Genomic DNA, 18,076 nt, shown 5'->3' on the forward strand with positions numbered 1-18,076 from the left:
AATCTTATGAAGTAATCTATACCTTGCTATTCCATCGATTCTATATTAGTCGGTAGCTTTGAATTATCTCCAATCTACTTATAGTTGTTTAGTTTTTGGAAATCGTTTTTGGTCTCTAGGAGAAAAGATGAACGATTAGAATAAGGGAGAGGCAGAGGTAGATGAAGTAGTTGAAAAATTCCAAGTGAGTATATTAACCTATGCTAAGGCTTTCACCGGTATAAGACAAACAAACTGTCAAAATATAAGGCACAAAAAAAGCCCGGTTAATTGCTTAACCGGGCTTTTCAAAAATTAAATATTATGAAACTTTTACGTTAACTGCATTCAATCCTTTTTTTCCTTCTGTTAATTCGAATTCAACTTCGTCACCTTCTCTAATCTCATCGATTAATCCTGATACGTGTACGAAATACTCTTGTTTCGAATCGTTTTCAACGATAAAACCAAATCCTTTAGTTTCGTTGAAAAATTTTACTGTTCCTTTTTGCATTATAAATTGTATTAAAGGACAAAGGTAGTGTAAATTTAATGCCTAATACTATTTTAAAGTTTTATTTTAGAATTAATTCCTTGTAAATCAAAAGTTTTCTTCTTAAAAGCTTACTATCACTAGGTTTAGCTCTGAAATTAATTTTGTGATTTAAAAGTCCTCCAAGTGCATATAGCTCTAAAACCGATGTAATTTGTAGCTTTTTTAGAAGAATTTACGATTTCACCTTGTGGTTTTCTCCAATTATTCCCCACAATTGTATTAGGTTTTGAAGTCCATTCAGAAAGTTTATCCGCAAAATCTACTCCTTTTGGATTTGGATGTAAGGGTATTGCTCTTAAAGAATCGAAGTAACAAGGGATCTTAGGGAGACTATCTGTATAAACATTGTAAGACGAACTTATGTCTAAGTACTGTTCAGGTGTTGGTAAACTATAAACAGGGTATTGCATATAGCGTTTGTGAGGGGCTGTATTTTGGTACTCTCCGGCAAAGTACTTTTCTATAGTGAAAATACTTTCAGGTGTGGTGTCGTTATTAAACTCTATTACTTTTCTTTTGACTAAGAAATACTGCATTACACGATCGCTTCTCCACTTTAAATAATCTTCGGCCTGTTGTTGAGAAATCCCTATAACCGGGTAATCCCTGTAAGCAGGGTGGTTTGCGTAATGTTTTCTGAGCTGAAGTAAACAAATGAATTCTTCTCCCCAAACATCACTGTTGGGTATTGCAGCTTTGTATTTTTCACTTTCTTTACCGTACACACGCTCCAACCAAGTAGTGTATTCTAACCAATCGAAATTCGTAGTGACGGTTTCATCACAGTAGAAGTTATCACTCACTTCAAATGTACCGGGAGGAGTAATCGTTGTTTTTTTAGGCCATAAAAAAGCACTACTTCCAAAGAGTAATGCTGTTATACTTAGTAATAGTGTAATCTTTGTTCTCATATCACAAGTATAAGTAAAATGAGATTGAAAGTTACATGTCTTTTATTTCGTTTAGCCATTCTAGCATTAGGGTTAAACTTTCCGTTGAATACCCTCCTTCTAAATCCCAGTATTCATCTAAAGTACATGTAGTACATTTTTGCATGAGGTGATTGTGATCCGCAAGAACTTTTATTTGAGTTTGCGCCTGTTGTTTTTCTTTCAAGTCTTTCTCTAAACTCAATTTGTTCAATTCAGCGGGTACTTGAATATCTTTCTCTCCAAAAATATAAAACGCTGGTTTATTTAAATTTTGAGTGATGTCAGAAACATTCATTCGAGCGAAATGTGAGATCCATGGAGAAGTGAATTGAGCCATTGCTGCATCTAACATGATTTGTGCTTGTTCACCCGTAACCCCATTATCTTTAATTTGTTGAGCAATTAAACTTTGAAGTTGCGCATCAATACTGTCTTTGTTTTCTGGAGATCTCTTATACACAAGTTCTATTTGTTGCGCATATAGGGAGTCATAGGCTTTTAATGCTGCTTCATTCATTCCTTGGGATTGAGCTGTTAAGTGCGCTTGAGCTTTGAGCAGTTCTTTAGGAGCTGCAGTAACTCCTGCTAAAGAAATGAAAGCTTTTACCTGAGGGTGGGGTTGTGCTACCATTGGAGCAATGATTCCACCTTCACTGTGTCCTATAAGTATAATTTGATTTTTATTGAGCGAAGGAAGTGTTGCGATGTGATCAACAACCGCACTAACATCTTTTGCGAAATCTGTGGTAGTAGAAGTGCTGAAGTTTCCTGTAGATTTACCTGTTCCTCTTTCATCGAAACGTACTACTGCCCAACCATTTTTTGTAAAGTAGTTGGCTAATTCTAGAAACAGATCATGACCAAATACCGTAGAGTTTCTGTCTTGTGGACCAGAACCTGAAATTAGCACAACCACGGGGAAATTATCTCCAGAAAGAGGGGTGTCAACTTCACCTGAAATTAAGTGTGACTGTAAATCTATGTTAAAGGATGTCGCTTTAAAATTGTGTGTTTGCACTTCAGCAATAACCTGATTGTTGATTCTATAAAAAGTTATCGGAATGTTCATTCCACCTTGACTGAAGATTCCTTGTAGCGTGTCTTCATGAAGCTTTGTTAAAGGTAGTTCTAATCCCATAGCCCCCGATTGAACTACAAGTTGTTGGTTTTCCTTTAAAGAAGCATCAACAGGTATATCCTTAGCTCCTTGTTTGGGAGAATCCATGGTAACCTGGTAACTGTTATCAGTATTAACTATGTGCAATATAATGGGAAGTCTCTGCCCCATAACGTTTAATTCTCCTTCCCAATCTCCTTTGAAATTTTGAGCGAAAGTGGACAAGGAGAGAAAGAGAATTGCTAGTGATAAAAGTGTTCTCATAGAAGTAGTTTTTGTACAATTTACAACTTAGAATAAAAGTGAGTTGTGGAATTGGTATTAAAGGTAGAACTGGTTTATAGGGCATAAAAAAAGCCCTCTCAATGGAGGGCTTTCTTATGGGGTCATTTTATTTTAAAAATGAATATTTTTCGCTGTAGAACAACATTTGTTCAATGAAGTCCTGGTTGTATTCCACTTTAATATTGATGATATTTCCATCTGCATCTTTTACGGGAGAAAGTACAGGGTTAACAAAACCTTGGTACGGAGGAAGGTCTAGGACTTTCACTCTTTCCAATACTTCTTTGTGAATTTCTTGGTTCACTTTAACTCCATATGTTTCTACCAAATTCTTTCCAGCTTCGTAGTCACCTTCAGATTTGATACGTTGGATTTCCTTTAATAACTCTCCAAATAATTCTCTTAGCTTGTCGTAATCATTAATGTTAAAGTAAGTTTTTCCATCTTTAACCACACGCTCAATTACATTGTCTGCAGCTCCTTTTTCCATTGCCCATGAAGCCACTAATTGACGGTTTTGCATGTGCTCTTCCTCGATGTCATCTCCTAATTCCAAACGCATCAATTGTGTCATTAATCCGTTTCTAATGTAGTTATCGTATTCTGCAACACCTACGTCTAAAGATTCGATTAAACCAAGCTCCATTAATTTAGGATCCATAATGTAGTACAAACCAACTAAGTCAGCTCTAGCTTCTTCTAATGTTGAAGCATAGTTCTTTAAGGTTTCAGCGGGTTGACCAACACCTTTGTTGATTTGTCCAGAAGCATGACCTACCACTTCGTGTAGGGCCGTGTGCATTTTACCGGCAAGTTTAGAATGAGCTTTCGCCAATTCTACCTCTTTCTCGTCGTGTGCGAATTCTTCTAATAAACCACTTCCTTTGGACTCGTTGTAAGCCGCAATAAGATTTCCTAAACTCACAGATTTAGAACCGTGTTGTTCTCTAATCCAGTTGTTGTTCGGCAAGTTTACTCCAATAGGTGTTGACGGAGAAGCATCTCCAGCCTCACTTGCAACCTGAACTACTTTATAAGAAACTCCTTTAACACTTTTCTTTTTGTGATCCTCCATGATAGGAGAGTTATCTTCGAACCATTGTACGTTATTGGCTACAACCTTCATACGCTCAGAAGCGTCAAAATCTGTAATCTGCACGATAGATTCAAAGCTTGCTCTTTTACCTAAAGCATCTCCATATACTTCAATAAATCCATTGATGTAATCTATATCTCCAGCTGTAGACTTCGCCCAAAGAATGTTGTATTCATCCCACGTTTCTAAGTCTCCAGACTGGTAGTATTCAATTAATTTTTCAAGTGCTGCTTTTTGATCTTCGTTTTCTGCTACCGTTACAGCTTGCTCTAACCAGTAAATGATTTGTTGAATTGCTTCGGCATACATTCCTTCAGCAGAATATACCTTTTCTACTAACTCACCATTTTCAAGAACCAGTTTTGAATTCAATCCTAATTCTACAGGCGTAGAATCTTGTTCAGCTGATTTCTTTGCGTAGAATTCTTCCACCATTGCTTGTGTTACTCCTTCACCATAAAAGTTATTGGCAGAGGCTACAATCATGTCAACGTTAGAATTTTTGTTCTTACGTTTCATTCCTACCTTGTCACTAAACATCAATTCCAACGCTTCCGGACTCATTTCTGAGCCAACAGACTGCATTACATCCGTGAAATATGCTTGCTCAAATGCTGGCATCATCTTTTGCATTCCGTAGTGGTGGTGTACACCATTAGCGAAGTAAAAGCGCTTAGCATATAATTCTAGATTTAACCAATCGGCATGTTCTCTATCACCTTTGTAATTGGCTAAAATATTATCTAACGCTGCTCTAATTTCAAGGTTGTGTTCGTTGTTTTGATCGTAGATGATATCTCTACCAGACAAACCAGCTTGTGCCAGGAAGTAAACCAATTTCTTTTGGTTTACACTTAAATTATCGAAATCATTGATTTTATAGCGCAATACTTGAATGTCTGCGAATCTATCTACTACCATTTCCAAATCATCCGGATTCGGGTTAATGGCCAAATCAATGGTGTCTTTTACATTTACTTCCTGTGGTGTTTCGGTTGCGTTTTGTTGATTACAAGCACTTGTACCCAAGGCTGCCAACATAATTCCTACACCAAAAATGTGTTTTCTATTCATGTCAATATAATTAGCGGTCTAAATATAGACATTGCATTTTAGATAAACAGAACCACAGGTGTAGAATAATCACCGGTTAATTATTCGCCGGCTTTTTTCATTTTTTCTAGTTCAAACATTTCATCTCTCAAGCGTGCAGCCTCTATAAAGTCAAGATCCTTAGCAGCTTTTTCCATACGCTTACGGGTAGCAGTAATTGTTTTCTCAAGTTGTTCTTGCGACATCATTTGAATTACAGGATCGGCAACAATCGTACTTTTACCTTCTTGTTTGTAGGTATAGGTTTCTTCTTCCTCTCTAATGTTTGTTTGTTTAAGAATCTCTTCGTGCGATTTTCTAATTTGGGTAGGAGTGATGCCATGCTCCTCATTGTATTGTTCCTGAATAAGCCTTCTTCTTGCTGTTTCGTCTATGGTCTTTTGCATGGAGTCTGTAATCTTATCTCCGTACATGATTACCATTCCGTTGACGTTTCTGGCTGCTCTACCAACCGTCTGTACTAAAGATCTCTCATCGCGCAAGAAACCTTCCTTGTCTGCATCAATAATTGCCACCAAACTCACCTCAGGTAAATCTAATCCTTCACGCAATAAGTTTACTCCAATCAATACATCATATTCTCCCAAACGCAGTAGACGCAGAATTTCTACACGTTTAAGTGTATCAACATCACTGTGTATGTATTCACAGCTTATTCCTAATTTTTGCAAATATTTTTGAAGTTCCTCGGCCATACGCTTAGTCAGCGTAGTAACTAAAGTTCTTTCATCTCTTTCGATGCGTATGTTGATTTCCTCCATGAGGTCATCTATTTGATTCAGACTAGGTCTTACCTCTATAATAGGGTCTAATAATCCTGTAGGACGAATAACCTGTTCTACCACAATTCCGTTGGATTGTTCCAATTCAAAATCTGCCGGTGTGGCGGATACGTAAATTGTTTGACTTTGCATGCTCAGAAATTCCTCGAATTTTAAAGGACGGTTATCCATAGCTGCTTGTAAACGGAATCCATAATCAACCAAGTTTACTTTTCGAGATCTGTCACCTCCATACATCGCTCTAATTTGAGGAACGGTAACGTGACTCTCATCGATGAGCATCATCATGTCGTCCGGGAAGTAATCTAACAAACAGAAGGGCCTTGATCCAGGTTCACGCTTATCAAAGTAACGCGAATAGTTTTCAATACCAGAACAGTAACCTAATTCGCGTATCATTTCTAAATCAAAATTCACACGTTCATCGAGGCGGTTTGCTTCTGTGATTTTTCCTTCTCGTTTAAAAGCTTCCACCTGTTTTACCATATCCTCTTGGATTTCGTGTATGGCTCCTCTTGTTGTGTCTGGAGAACTTACAAAGATATTTGCTGGGTAAATATTGATTTCTTCAAACTCTTCTAGCGTTGTATTACTCAAGGGGTCAATAGAAGTGATTTTTTCAATTTCATCTCCCCAAAACTCTATACGCAAAGCATAGTCGGCATACGCCAAGTAGATATCTACCACATCTCCTTTTACTCTAAAATTTCCACGGTCAAACTCTTCGGTTGTTCTAGAGTATAGGTTTTCTACCAATTTAAATAAGAACTTATTTCTACTAATAACGTCCCCCACCTTTACATACATGATGCTTTTTGAGAATTCCTCTGGATTTCCCATACCATAAATACAAGAAATGGAAGAAACTACTATGACATCCTTTCTCCCTGATAGGAGGGCGGAAGTTGCAGAGAGTCGAAGCTTTTCAATTTCGTCATTGATGGCTAAATCTTTCTCAATGAAAGTATCTGTAACCGGCAAATACGCTTCAGGTTGGTAGTAGTCATAATACGAAACAAAATATTCTACGGCGTTATTCGGAAAAAACTGTTTGAACTCTCCATAAAGTTGTGCTGCCAAGGTTTTGTTGTGAGAAAGTATGAGCGTTGGTTTATTGGTTTCAGCAATAACATTGGCCATGGTAAATGTTTTACCAGAACCTGTTACCCCCAAAAGGGTTTGATGCATTTCACCATTGTTAATTCCTTTAACTAAACTTTCTATCGCCTGCGGCTGATCGCCTGTGGGTTGGTATTCTGAAACGAGTTTGAAATTCATGTAGATTTTGCTTCTAATTTTAGGCCTATCGGCTGTACAAATTTAAGTAGAATAAATGAGGAATTAAGGGAGTGTTTAAGGCTCTGTCAGCCAAAGGATATTCTTTGAGAAAAGCGTACTTTAAGCTAAAGCCGATATAAGGTTCAAAGAATTAGAAATCTTAAGTTTTCTTAAGGAATGTAAAAGAATTTCCTTTTAACACTACTTAACATGAAAATCTTCTATTTTTGTCAACGATGAAAAATAAAATATTGTCAAGAACCACTGTATTAATGTTGTCGTTGGTCTTGCTTTCTTGTTCTGATTATGGACAGATTGTGAAGGGAGATAATTACGAGGCAAAATTACTAAAGGCAGAAACTTTATACGAAAAAGAATCTTATCCACGTGCGCTTACTTTGTACGAGCAAGTTTATCAACGTTATCCAAGAACAGAGGATGGACAGTTGGCTTACTACAAAATGGGGATGACCTATTACAAAATGCGTGACTTCATCATGGCGGGGTATTACTTAAACAACTTCGTGACGCGTTTTCCTTACAGTGCAAGGGCAGAGGAGTGCCTGTTTTTAAGTGCAATGTGCTCTGTTAAATTATCTCCTGATGCATCGTTGGATCAAGAGGATACGGAGATTGCAATCAATGATTTACAAACTTTTATCGATAGATATCCAGAAAGTAATTTAGTAGACTCATGTAATACGTTAATGGATGGTTTGCGTTTTAAGTTAGAAAAGAAGGATTATGAGGCAGTTATTCTTTACCACAATATGGAGAATTACAAAGCCGCAAAAACTTCTGCAACTATTTTCATGGAGAACTTTCCTCAAAGTACGTTTAATGAAGAGGTAGCTTACCTCAGAATTTATAACGCTTTTACCCTTGCAACGAAAAGTATTTTCACCAAGAAAAAAGCTAGGTTTCAGGAAGTAATTAAGTTTTGTGATTTGTTTGAAGCTAAGTATGAGGGTTCTAGCTATGCGAAAAAAGTAAATAAGATGAAAGAAAACTCGAAGGAAGAACTTCTGAAAGTTTCTGAAACTTATCAGTTTAGAGAGCTATTGGCAACCTATCAATTGTCCGAAACCAACTCGAAAGCTAAAAAAATCATATATCTTAAAGAAACTATAGAAAAACATCGTAACTTTGTAGCCGAATTTCCTGATTCTGAATTTTTGAAACGTGCAAACGATATCAAAGATAAAGCGGAGAAGGATTTGCAAAAATTACAGTAAAGTAAAAACTATTATGAGCTTTAAAAATAGTACTGCAGAACGTACAACGATAACAAGAAATACAAGTGAATTAGAGGAAGCTACAGGAAACTTGTACGAAACAATTATCATGTTAGCAAGACGTTCTAACCAAATTAATGTAGAATTAAAAGAGGAGTTAACACGTAAGTTACAGGAGTTTGCTTCTTCTACTGATAATTTAGAAGAGATCTTTGAAAACAGAGAGCAAATCGAAATTTCTAAGTTCTACGAAAAGTTACCGAAGCCGGTAGCTATGGCTATGAAAGAATTGGCCGAAGGCAAGATATACCAACGTAAATTAGAAGAGTAAAACTACCATGTTACAAGGAAAAAAAATAGTCCTTGGTATAACAGGTGGTATTGCAGCATATAAAATTGCGTCTTTAATAAGGTTATTAATAAAAAACGGGGCAGAAGTCAAATGTATAATGACTTCTGCCTCTGTTGATTTTATAACTCCGTTAACCGTTGCTACACTATCAAAAAATCCTGTTTCCATAGATTTTTGGAACAAGGAGAATGGCGAATGGACCAACCACGTTGATTTAGGAATGTGGGGGGATCTCATGCTTATTGCACCACTTACAGCAAATACACTTTTTAAAATAGCAAATGGTTGTTGCGACAACCTGTTAACTGCCACTTATCTTTCAGCAAAATGTCCTGTAATGGTAGCTCCTGCAATGGATTTGGACATGTATGCTCATCCGAGTTCAACACGAAATTTAGCTCAAATTCAAAAAGACGGAGTACAGGTGATTCCTGCACAGTCTGGAGAATTGGCCAGTGGTTTGGTGGGACAAGGTAGAATGACAGAACCCGAAGATATTTTTAAAGAGGTAAAACGCTTTTTTACGGATGCCGAAAAATTGGCAGGTAAGCGTTTTGTGGTTACAGCTGGACCAACCTACGAGGCGATAGATCCTGTAAGGTTTATCGGAAACCATTCTTCAGGAAAAATGGGAGTAGCTATAGCAAAAGCTTTGTTGAGTTTAGGAGCTCATGTAGATTTGATTCTAGGACCTTCCAAACAAGAAATCCATCACGAGAGGTTGAACCGTGTTGATGTGAAGTCGGCAGAAGAAATGTTGGCGGCAGTGCAAGCGGTGTATGAAAAAGTAGATGGGGGAGTGTTTGCTGCTGCGGTAGCGGACTACCGTCCAAAAACACAAGCCAAGCAAAAAATAAAAAAGAAGGCAGATAATTTAACCATAGAATTGGTGAAGAATCCAGATGTGTTAGCTTGGGCAGGAGCCAATAAAAAACAACAGTTTTTAGTTGGATTTGCTCTGGAAACCAATAATGCACTGGAGCATGGAAAAGGAAAATTAGAGCGTAAAAATTTAGACGCAATAATTATCAATACCTTGGAAGATAAAGGTGCTGGTTTTGGAGGGGACACGAATAAAATAACCTTGTTAGAAAAAGACAATAATTTTCATAATTTTGAGTTGAAGAGTAAAGACGATGTTGCCTATGACATTGTGAATTTTATTGCAAATAAATTATGACCAAATATTTAAGCATACTCGCCTTCGTAATCTTTTCTATTACGGCGAAAGCACAAGAATTAGATTGTCAAGTTTCTATTGGTGTAAAACCTGGATTAGATGTAACCTCTGTTGAACAAGAAATTTTCAAAGAGCTAAAGCTGACCATATATGAATTCATGAATACTACGGTTTGGACCACGGATGAATTCGAGGTAGAGGAGAGAATAAGTTGTCAGTTACAAATTACGATTAACGCAATTCCATCACCAGGTAATTACGCGGCAAGTTTGCAAATACAATCAACACGTCCAGTATTGAACAGTACATACAATACCACGTTATTTTCATTTTTGGACAACGATTTTAATTTTAAGTACTCGAGAAATGCAATTATTTCCTATTCTCCTAATGAGTATAAGAATGAGCTGACTTCAATTTTGGCGTATTATGCCAATATCATTTTAGGCTATGATTACGACTCTTTTTCTTTAAAGGGCGGTCAAAAATATTTTGAGCAAGCACAAACTATAGTAATTCAGGCGGCCTCATACCGTGGTGCAGGTTGGGTTTCGGAAGATAGGGATAGAAGTAATAGATATTTCCTTATCGATTACATCTTGCAACCCAAGTTTGAACCTTTGCGCGAAATGTATTACGATTATCACAGAAAAGGTTTAGATAAGATGTATACCAACGCTACCAAAGCGCGTGAAACGTGTTTAAATGCGTTGAAGAAAATGGAAGCGGTACACCGAATTAGACCAGGATCGTTAAACGTTGTGATTTTTGCGAAGATGAAATTGTCTGAAGTAAAAGGAATGTTTACCGATGCTGAAAACGCCGAGAAAACTGAAGTGGTGAACTTGTTGAAACGAGTGGACCCTGCGAATTCAAACAAATATCAAGAAATTCTTTCTGAATAATGCTTAAAAAACTTACGGTTCAAAACTTTGCACTTATAGAAAATGCGCAATTAGATTTTGAGCAAGGGTTTACAGTGATCACTGGAGAAACAGGGTCAGGTAAATCTATATTATTAGGAGCGCTTTCTCTTATTCTGGGAGAAAGAGCAAATTATGCAGTAATTAGAAATCAAGAAAAAAAGACCATAGTAGAGGCTGTTTTTGATATTAAAAATTACGGTTTACCTGCTTTTTTTGAAACACAAGATTTAGACTTTTTTGAAGAAACAATCATCCGCAGAGAAATTAGCGCGAACGGTAAGTCACGCGCATTTGTGAATGATAGTCCTGTACAGTTGAGTGTTTTAAAACAACTCTCTGAGCAGTTAATTTACATCAATAGTCAACACCATACCTTAGCACTTCGCGAGTCTGCTTTTCAGTTAGACTTGTTGGATACTTTGGCTGGTACCTTGACAAAACGTGAAACATACAGAGCAAAGTTTAAAGCTTGGAAACAAGGGCAAAAAGAATTGTCTGAAAAGAAAGAGGCTTTAGCGCAACATCTTCAAAATGCAGATTTCGTTCGTTTTCAGTTAGAGGAACTGGAAGCACTAGATTTGGATAATGTAGATTTTGAAGCTTTTCAAACTGAACTCAATAGAGCAGAAAATGCGGGTGACTTAGGAGCTAGTTTTTCGGGAATAGATGAGCAACTTTCTGGAGAAGGTGGTGTGCTTGAGCATCTAAGAGCCTTACACCGAAGAATAAGCGGTATGAACTTAAACGATGAAGCCTTAGATGCTTTGTTGGAGCGCATTAAAACAACGGAAATAGAGTTAGATGATATTGCCCAAGAAGCAGGAAGTGAATTGTCTAAAGTTGAAGTAGATCCGCAATTGATTGACGAGTTAACCGAAAAGGTAAACGCTTACAATAGTCAATTGAAAAAACACAATGTTTTAGACCAATCTGCCTTAATAGAAGTAAAAAATGAATTGCAGAGTAAAGACACCGATGTTTTAGATTTACAAGAAGAGATAGATGCTTTGATTTTAGATTTAAATGCACAAGAAGAGCAATTGATGAAAGAAGCGCAGGAATTGAGTTCTTCTCGAACTAAAAAATCTAAAGGAATTGCAAAAGAAATAGTGAGTTTGTTACAAGAAGTAAAGTTAGCGGATTCACAACTAGTTTTTGATATCACTTCAGGGAACTTAACAGAAAGTGGGCAAGATAAATTGACCATCAAATTTACTCCCAATAAAGGTATGGATGTTCAGCCTATAGAGAAGGCTGCATCAGGTGGAGAATTAAGTAGATTATTCTTATGTATTCAATCTTTACTTTCTAAAAAGAAGAGTTTACCTACTTTGATATTTGATGAAATAGATACCGGAGTTTCTGGGGAGGTAGCTGATAGAATTGGTAAATTATTAAAAGCTATGGGAGAGAGCATGCAATTATTTGCGATTACTCACTTACCGCAAGTAGCCTCTAAAGGTGAGCATCACATAAAAGTGGCTAAAGAGAATAGAAAGAATGAGACTTTTACGACGCTAGATGTGTTAAACAAAGAGGAGAGAGTTGTGGAAGTTGCTAAGTTAATGAGTGGTTCAGAAGTGAATGATGCAGCGTTGGCAAACGCAGAAAAGTTAATGCAATAATCATGGATAGAAAATTAATAAGTATAGGTTTAGGGATCTTAACCTTGGCCATTTTGTTAGGTGCCTTTGCAGCACATGGATTAGAAAGCTTGGACGTTGCGGCAGATAAAATTAGATCTTTTGAAACGGGTGTACGCTATTTATTTTATACAAGCTTTGGTTTGATGCTATTAAGCGTACTTATGCAACGTTTTGACTTTGAGATAAAAACGCAGTATCGACAAATTTTGTGGGGTACTGTTTTGTTTTCACTCTCTATCTTTTTACTGGTGCTGATACCAGCATTAGGAGGGGATAAACCTAAGTTTTTAGGTCCCGTTACTCCACTTGGTGGAGTGTTAATGATACTTGGTTGGGGCGGTATTTTTGTCAAATATGTCCGCACCAAGTAATTAAATGTTAAAAAAAACAGAGATTGTTAAATAATGTATGGTTTATCCACAATTTGACCTTACAAAATGTGAAAAATGTTGTCTACGATAACAGACGGCCAAACGATATTAATGTATCTTTGCATTTATAAACACAAAGCGAAAGCTTCAAAAACAGTTTTATGAACGAATTCGGTAAGAGAGGTAAAAATGCCAATTTGAAAGATTCTATCGGTTTAGAGAACCTAGGAAATGTATTCTGGAACCTAACACCTGCAGAGCTTGTAGAAGATACAATCCTAAACGGTCAGGGGGTATTAACAGATACTGGTGCATTAGCAATTGAAACAGGAAAGTTTACAGGAAGATCTCCTAAAGACAGATTTGTTGTATGTGATGAGAACACTGAAAACACAGTATGGTGGGGAGATATCAACATCAAGTTTTCTCCTGAGAAGTTTGATGCACTTTACAATCGCATGAAGTCTTACCTTATTGGTAAGGACATGTATGTGAGAGATGCTTATGCTTGTGCGGATGATAATCACCGTTTGAACATTCGAGTTACTACAGAATTTCCATGGTCTAACATGTTTGCATACAACATGTTCTTAAGACCAACAGATGAAGAAGTCCAAGAATTTGATGCAGAGTGGAACATCGTATGTGCACCTGGTTTCTTGGCTGATCCAGAGATTGATGGGACAAGACAATCTAACTTTGCAGTTATCAACTTTACTAAAAAGATGATAATTATTGGTGGTACAGGATACACAGGAGAGATCAAAAAAGGAATCTTCTCTGTATTGAACTACGTATTGCCGCATGAGAAAGACGTTCTTTCTATGCACTGTTCTGCGAACATTGGTAAAGACGGAGATACAGCAGTATTCTTTGGTTTATCAGGAACAGGTAAAACAACTTTATCTTCAGATCCAAACAGAAGATTGATTGGAGATGATGAGCACGGTTGGGCTGATGGTACAGTATTCAACTTCGAAGGAGGATGTTACGCGAAAACTATCGACTTATCTGCTGAGAAAGAGCCACAAATTTACGACGCCATTAAGTTTGGAGCGATTTTAGAAAACATTGGGTTTGTAGATGGAACATCTACTCCAGATTACACAGATGATAGCATTACGCAAAACACGCGTGTATCTTACCCAATTCACCACATTGATAACATTGCTACTCCTTCAGTAGGAACTACACCAAAGAATATTTTCTTCTTAACGTGTGATGCCTTTGGAGTATTGCCTCCGATCTCTAAGTTAGATAGCGGACAAGCAATGTACCACTTCATTTCAGGATACACTGCAAAGGTAGCTGGAACTGAAGCTGGAATTACAGAGCCACAAACTGCATTCTCTGCATGTTTCGGAGCTCCATTCTTACCATTACACCCAACGAAATACGCGGAGATGTTAGGTAAGAAAATGAACGAAAACAACGTTAAAGTTTGGTTAATCAACACTGGATGGTCTGGTGGTGCTTACGGTACAGGAGAGCGTTTAAGCTTGAAATACACAAGAGCAATGATTACATCTGCTTTAGAAGGAAAATTAGATAACGTAGAGTACACGAAACACGAAATCTTTGGATTAGAAATGCCAAATACTTGTGAGAATGTACCTGCTGAAATCTTAAACCCTAAGAATACTTGGGAAGATAAAGCTGGATACGATGCTAAAGCTAGTGAGTTAGCTGATGCGTTCGTAAACAACTTTAAGAAGTTTGAAGAGCACGCTAATGAAGAAATTTTAGCTGCAGCGCCTAAAGCTTTAGTTTAAGATTCTATCATTGAATTTGAAAAGGGATGAACTTCGGTTTGTCCCTTTTTTTGTTTCCAACAGGGGGTGGAATGACAGCTTTGTTTTTTAGGGATTTTAGTTGAACAAACCTATGGTGCACGACTTTAGAAGTGCGATATAGGTGCACTGAAACTAATGCCTAAAAAGCAAACTATAATGGAAAACCCGGCCGTTGGCCAAGTGATATTAATTGTCTTGAGGATTGATGGGGAATGAAGTCATAACCGCATACTTCTTGCCTTGTTTTTTAAGGTATTTACTCCACAAAGTATCTCCGGCGTGCACGTCCATAATGTCTTTCGCCTTGATATCTGTAACCAACCAGGCATGTTCATTTAACTCTTGATCTAACTGATGGGGTGACCATCCTGAATAACCCAGGAAAAAGCGGACCTCTGTAGGTTTTATTTCACCCGTTTCTAGGTGATGTAAGAGCTCGCTGTAAGAACCACCAATATAAATGTTAGGAATAACCTCTCTGCTGTCTTTCAGTACATCAGGCCTGCTGTGAATAAAGTAAATATTATCTGTTTCTACAGGACCGCCAATACCTATTTTTGTTTCAATATCAGGGAAGTTATTGGCCACTTCTCTCAAGTCTAAATCAATAAAATTATTGAGTACAAAACCGAAACTACCCTCCTCGTTGTGTTCACACAAAAGAATAACTGAACGCCCGAAATAATCGTCGTTCAAAAAGGGCTCTGAAATCAGAATTTTTCCTTTTGCAGGTGTTGAGTTATTTGTAAAACTTAAATCCAAAGTTTGGGTTATTTGTATTAAATATAAGGATAGTTTTAAAAGAAAAGCAATGGGAATGGAAGAAATGTTCTTCTGTTACAAGAAGGCAGGTGGTCTTGTGAAATTTAACTTGGCGTCTTTGAACAGGTTAGACTTCGCGTTGAAGGTTAAAGTGAAACTTTGTCCTGTTCCAGACGGAATCCATCTAAAGGCTAAAACCCAACAGTGCATGTCTCTATTTAGTGAGAAAACTGTACGTTGAAGGTTCTTGTTACTGATGTCGTAATTGGCATTAACTCCGACTTTCCAACGTTTGGTTAAACTGAAATCTGCCACCATGTTTATGGTGTGGTTTTGATTAAACCTTTGATTTACAAACTTGGCAGAATCTGTGTGAATGCTTGTGTAGAAGTTGTAAGAAAAGTTCAGTTTCCAAGGAATTTCATAGTTTAATACTTCTTCCGGGTGAAGGCGGTAATACTCGTAGTCTGCATTCCAGGAATTAGCTTCCGAGAACTTTGTTTCTTCTATTTTTTTTAAACTTTCCTTACTGGCAAGGGTGAAGGTAACAGATACATCAGATTGCGTAAGGTTACTTAAGCTTTGGCCCTGTCTAAATGCAAAACTATTCTGTTGCTGTCCAAAGTCATCTATGGCATATAGAGAGAAAGTAGCTGAACTTACAACACTCACAAACTTAAATGGTTTAACTCTTAGGTTGGCTCTTACGGGACTCCAGTTTAAAGAGTCTTTTAAGAAATCGTAGTTTCCAGAGAAGCTCAGGGCTTCTATTATACGAAACTTCACATCTTCATCAATGGTGTCGTTGGTAACACGTTTTTTAAACTCAAAGGCATTGTTAAAGCTGTAGTTTATTACTGCAGTTTCTCGAGAGTAGCCTTCCCTGTATATACTGTTTTGGTAAGGGGAGAAATTTAAAACAACTGTGTCTTGTGTATTGGTTATATAAGTTCTTGTAACGGTACTACTTAAATCTGGAGTATAAGAGAAGTTGAAAGATGGTGTAAGAACGTGACGCATTTTCATTTTGCTCTTTCCTACAAATCTGTAATAAGAATATAGAGAGGTTGTTAAACTTGAAGTGAAGCTAAGGTCTTGTGAGTATCCACCGTAGTTATTGCTTTCGGTTTCTATGATGCTGTCGCCGGAGAAATCATAAACCTGATCTATTCCTTGTAAGTTGATTCTTGAATTGTAATTAATGGATGGCGTTAGTGTGAATCTACTCCCAAGAAGTGGAACCGCTGTAGTTACCTTTATTGAGTTTTTTACACCATTGCGCAGATTGGCTGCCATTCCAGTGTAATCTCTTGTACGTATAAGGCTATCGGCAAATACCGTATTGTTTCTAGCTTCTAAGTTGTAGGTAACCCCGATTTTTTCGTAAAACCTTTCTTTACCAATAGAATTTCTTCTTAAGAATTTGAAGGGGAAGAAACGGTTAACGTTTAAAGTATATACGGGTAAGTCCATGTCTATATTTCCCGAAGACTTGTTTTGTTTCATTGCGGCCTTAAGTCCCATAGTAACAGGTTTACTCGGGAATTTACGTGTAATGTTAATACTTGAATTTAAGGTGCTTTTTAAGAAGTCTGGGTTGTCTGTTTGGGTGCTTAATGTTGCGTCATTACTCGACTGAAAGTTTACATCAGAACTGAAATTCCAATAGGGGTTCGCATTGTTCTTTTGTCGGTGTTGCCACTTGATGACACTGTTGTTTTGTAAAGTACTGTCATCTGGAAAGGGTCTGTTGATTTGAATGAAACTTAATTCCAGTGATCCATTGTACTTGTATCTGTCGTTGTATTGGGTATAATTCTTAAAGCCAAAAGTTCCGCTGGTATAAGCTGAAGCGTATAAACTGGTCTGAATTTTATCAGAGGCTTTTATAGGAAAGAAGTAACCTAGATCCTGGAAGCCCATTCCTAAATTGGCGTTTTGGAAAGCCAGTTGAGGAAAAATAATCCCTGTTTGTTCTCTTTCTTGCGTAGGTAGAAAAATGAACGGAAGTCCCAAAGGAGTGGGCACACCTGCTATCCATAAATTTAATGGACCACTAACAATACGCTTGTTGGGAACCAATACCGCTTTAGATAATTGAAAATGATAGTGGGGTTCGTCTAAGTCACAAGTGGTAAATTTACCTTCTACAAAGTGCAGCTCGCCATTGGTTTGACGCTTTGCTCTTTCCATGTGTAAATAGTTTTCTTCTTGCTTAACCTTAAGCTCCTGTATGTATGCTTTTTTTGTTTCGAAATTGTATTTCAGCGTTGCAGCTTTTACTTCTTCACTTCCATCACTAAATACGGGAATTCCAACTCTGTTGCTGTCTTGGTCTAAAGTATAAGTAGCTTGAACAGTACGGTTTTCCATATCCATTTCTATGTAGTCTGCCGTAAGAGATATTCCTTCGTACTCTACTTTAGCATCACCATACAAGGCTGAAATTCCAGTTTTAACATCTGTAATAATACTGTCTCTACATGAATAAGTAATGGGGGCCTCTAGGGTGTTGTCTACTTTTACGATTCTGTCTTGCCCTAAAGAAAAGCTTGGAGCCGAAGTGATTATACTCAGAATTATTAACAATCTAACGACGAAAAACTGAACTATGGTACGTGATTTGAGCAAGTGTTCTTTGTAAATTTGTAATATCCGAGTTATAACGGATAC

Annotated in this window: 14 protein-coding genes; 7 read left to right on the forward strand and 7 right to left on the reverse strand. The window is 37.3% G+C overall.

What is annotated here, in order from left to right:
• Window positions 1–301 precede the first annotated feature (301 nt).
• The 5 genes from AC22ZQ_RS00605 to uvrB form a co-directional block, all read right to left on the reverse strand.
• Window positions 302–493, reverse strand: coding sequence for a cold-shock protein (locus tag AC22ZQ_RS00605; RefSeq protein WP_318956634.1), 192 nt, complete (start codon window positions 491–493; stop codon window positions 302–304).
• A 137-nt stretch (window positions 494–630) separates the two neighbouring features.
• Window positions 631–1,446 (reverse strand): hypothetical protein, encoded by an 816-nt coding sequence (locus AC22ZQ_RS00610; protein WP_318956635.1) that lies wholly within the window; start codon window positions 1,444–1,446, stop codon window positions 631–633.
• 31 nt (window positions 1,447–1,477) lie between these two features.
• Entirely contained in the window at window positions 1,478–2,848 is a 1,371-nt protein-coding gene (locus AC22ZQ_RS00615) for an alpha/beta hydrolase family protein (RefSeq protein ID WP_318956636.1), read from the reverse strand.
• Window positions 2,849–2,975: 127 nt separating this feature from the next.
• Window positions 2,976–5,039, reverse strand: coding sequence for a dipeptidyl-peptidase 3 family protein (locus AC22ZQ_RS00620; RefSeq protein ID WP_318956637.1), 2,064 nt, complete (start codon window positions 5,037–5,039; stop codon window positions 2,976–2,978).
• An 80-nt stretch (window positions 5,040–5,119) separates the two neighbouring features.
• Entirely contained in the window at window positions 5,120–7,138 is a 2,019-nt protein-coding gene (uvrB, locus tag AC22ZQ_RS00625) for an excinuclease ABC subunit UvrB (RefSeq protein ID WP_318956638.1), read from the reverse strand.
• Window positions 7,139–7,374: 236 nt separating this feature from the next.
• Here uvrB and AC22ZQ_RS00630 point away from each other — a divergent pair, with 236 nt between their 5' ends.
• The 7 genes from AC22ZQ_RS00630 (at window position 7,375) to pckA (ending at window position 14,620) form a co-directional block, all read left to right on the forward strand.
• Window positions 7,375–8,373 (forward strand): outer membrane protein assembly factor BamD, encoded by a 999-nt coding sequence (locus tag AC22ZQ_RS00630; protein WP_318956639.1) that lies wholly within the window; start codon window positions 7,375–7,377, stop codon window positions 8,371–8,373.
• A 13-nt stretch (window positions 8,374–8,386) separates the two neighbouring features.
• Window positions 8,387–8,704 carry a DNA-directed RNA polymerase subunit omega gene (locus tag AC22ZQ_RS00635; protein ID WP_318956640.1) on the forward strand — a complete coding sequence of 106 codons (318 nt, stop codon included), beginning with the start codon at window positions 8,387–8,389 and terminating at the stop codon, window positions 8,702–8,704.
• A 7-nt stretch (window positions 8,705–8,711) separates the two neighbouring features.
• Window positions 8,712–9,905, forward strand: coding sequence for a bifunctional phosphopantothenoylcysteine decarboxylase/phosphopantothenate--cysteine ligase CoaBC (coaBC, locus tag AC22ZQ_RS00640; protein WP_318956641.1), 1,194 nt, complete (start codon window positions 8,712–8,714; stop codon window positions 9,903–9,905).
• Window positions 9,902–10,810: a type IX secretion system protein PorD gene (porD, locus tag AC22ZQ_RS00645; protein ID WP_318956642.1), complete on the forward strand. Its 909-nt coding sequence runs from the start codon at window positions 9,902–9,904 to the stop codon at window positions 10,808–10,810. The genes coaBC and porD overlap by 4 nt, the downstream gene beginning before the upstream one ends.
• Window positions 10,810–12,456 carry a DNA repair protein RecN gene (gene recN, locus AC22ZQ_RS00650; protein WP_318956643.1) on the forward strand — a complete coding sequence of 549 codons (1,647 nt, stop codon included), beginning with the start codon at window positions 10,810–10,812 and terminating at the stop codon, window positions 12,454–12,456. Before porD ends, recN begins: the two co-directional genes overlap by 1 nt.
• A 2-nt stretch (window positions 12,457–12,458) precedes the next feature.
• Window positions 12,459–12,848, forward strand: a complete 390-nt coding sequence (locus AC22ZQ_RS00655) for a DUF423 domain-containing protein (protein ID WP_318956644.1) — start codon at window positions 12,459–12,461, stop codon at window positions 12,846–12,848.
• A 161-nt stretch (window positions 12,849–13,009) separates the two neighbouring features.
• The gene (gene pckA, locus AC22ZQ_RS00660) at window positions 13,010–14,620 is read left to right on the forward strand and encodes a phosphoenolpyruvate carboxykinase (ATP) (RefSeq protein ID WP_318956645.1); all 1,611 of its coding nucleotides are present in this window, start codon (window positions 13,010–13,012) and stop codon (window positions 14,618–14,620) included.
• A 207-nt stretch (window positions 14,621–14,827) separates the two neighbouring features.
• Here the strand turns inward: pckA and AC22ZQ_RS00665 are convergent, their stop codons facing one another.
• Window positions 14,828–15,403, reverse strand: coding sequence for a YqgE/AlgH family protein (locus tag AC22ZQ_RS00665; protein ID WP_318956646.1), 576 nt, complete (start codon window positions 15,401–15,403; stop codon window positions 14,828–14,830).
• A gap of 75 nt (window positions 15,404–15,478) precedes the next feature.
• Window positions 15,479–18,034: a putative LPS assembly protein LptD gene (locus AC22ZQ_RS00670; protein ID WP_318956647.1), complete on the reverse strand. Its 2,556-nt coding sequence runs from the start codon at window positions 18,032–18,034 to the stop codon at window positions 15,479–15,481.
• Between the last annotated feature and the right edge of the window lie 42 nt (window positions 18,035–18,076).

This window comes from Lishizhenia sp. (genome assembly GCF_057456495.1).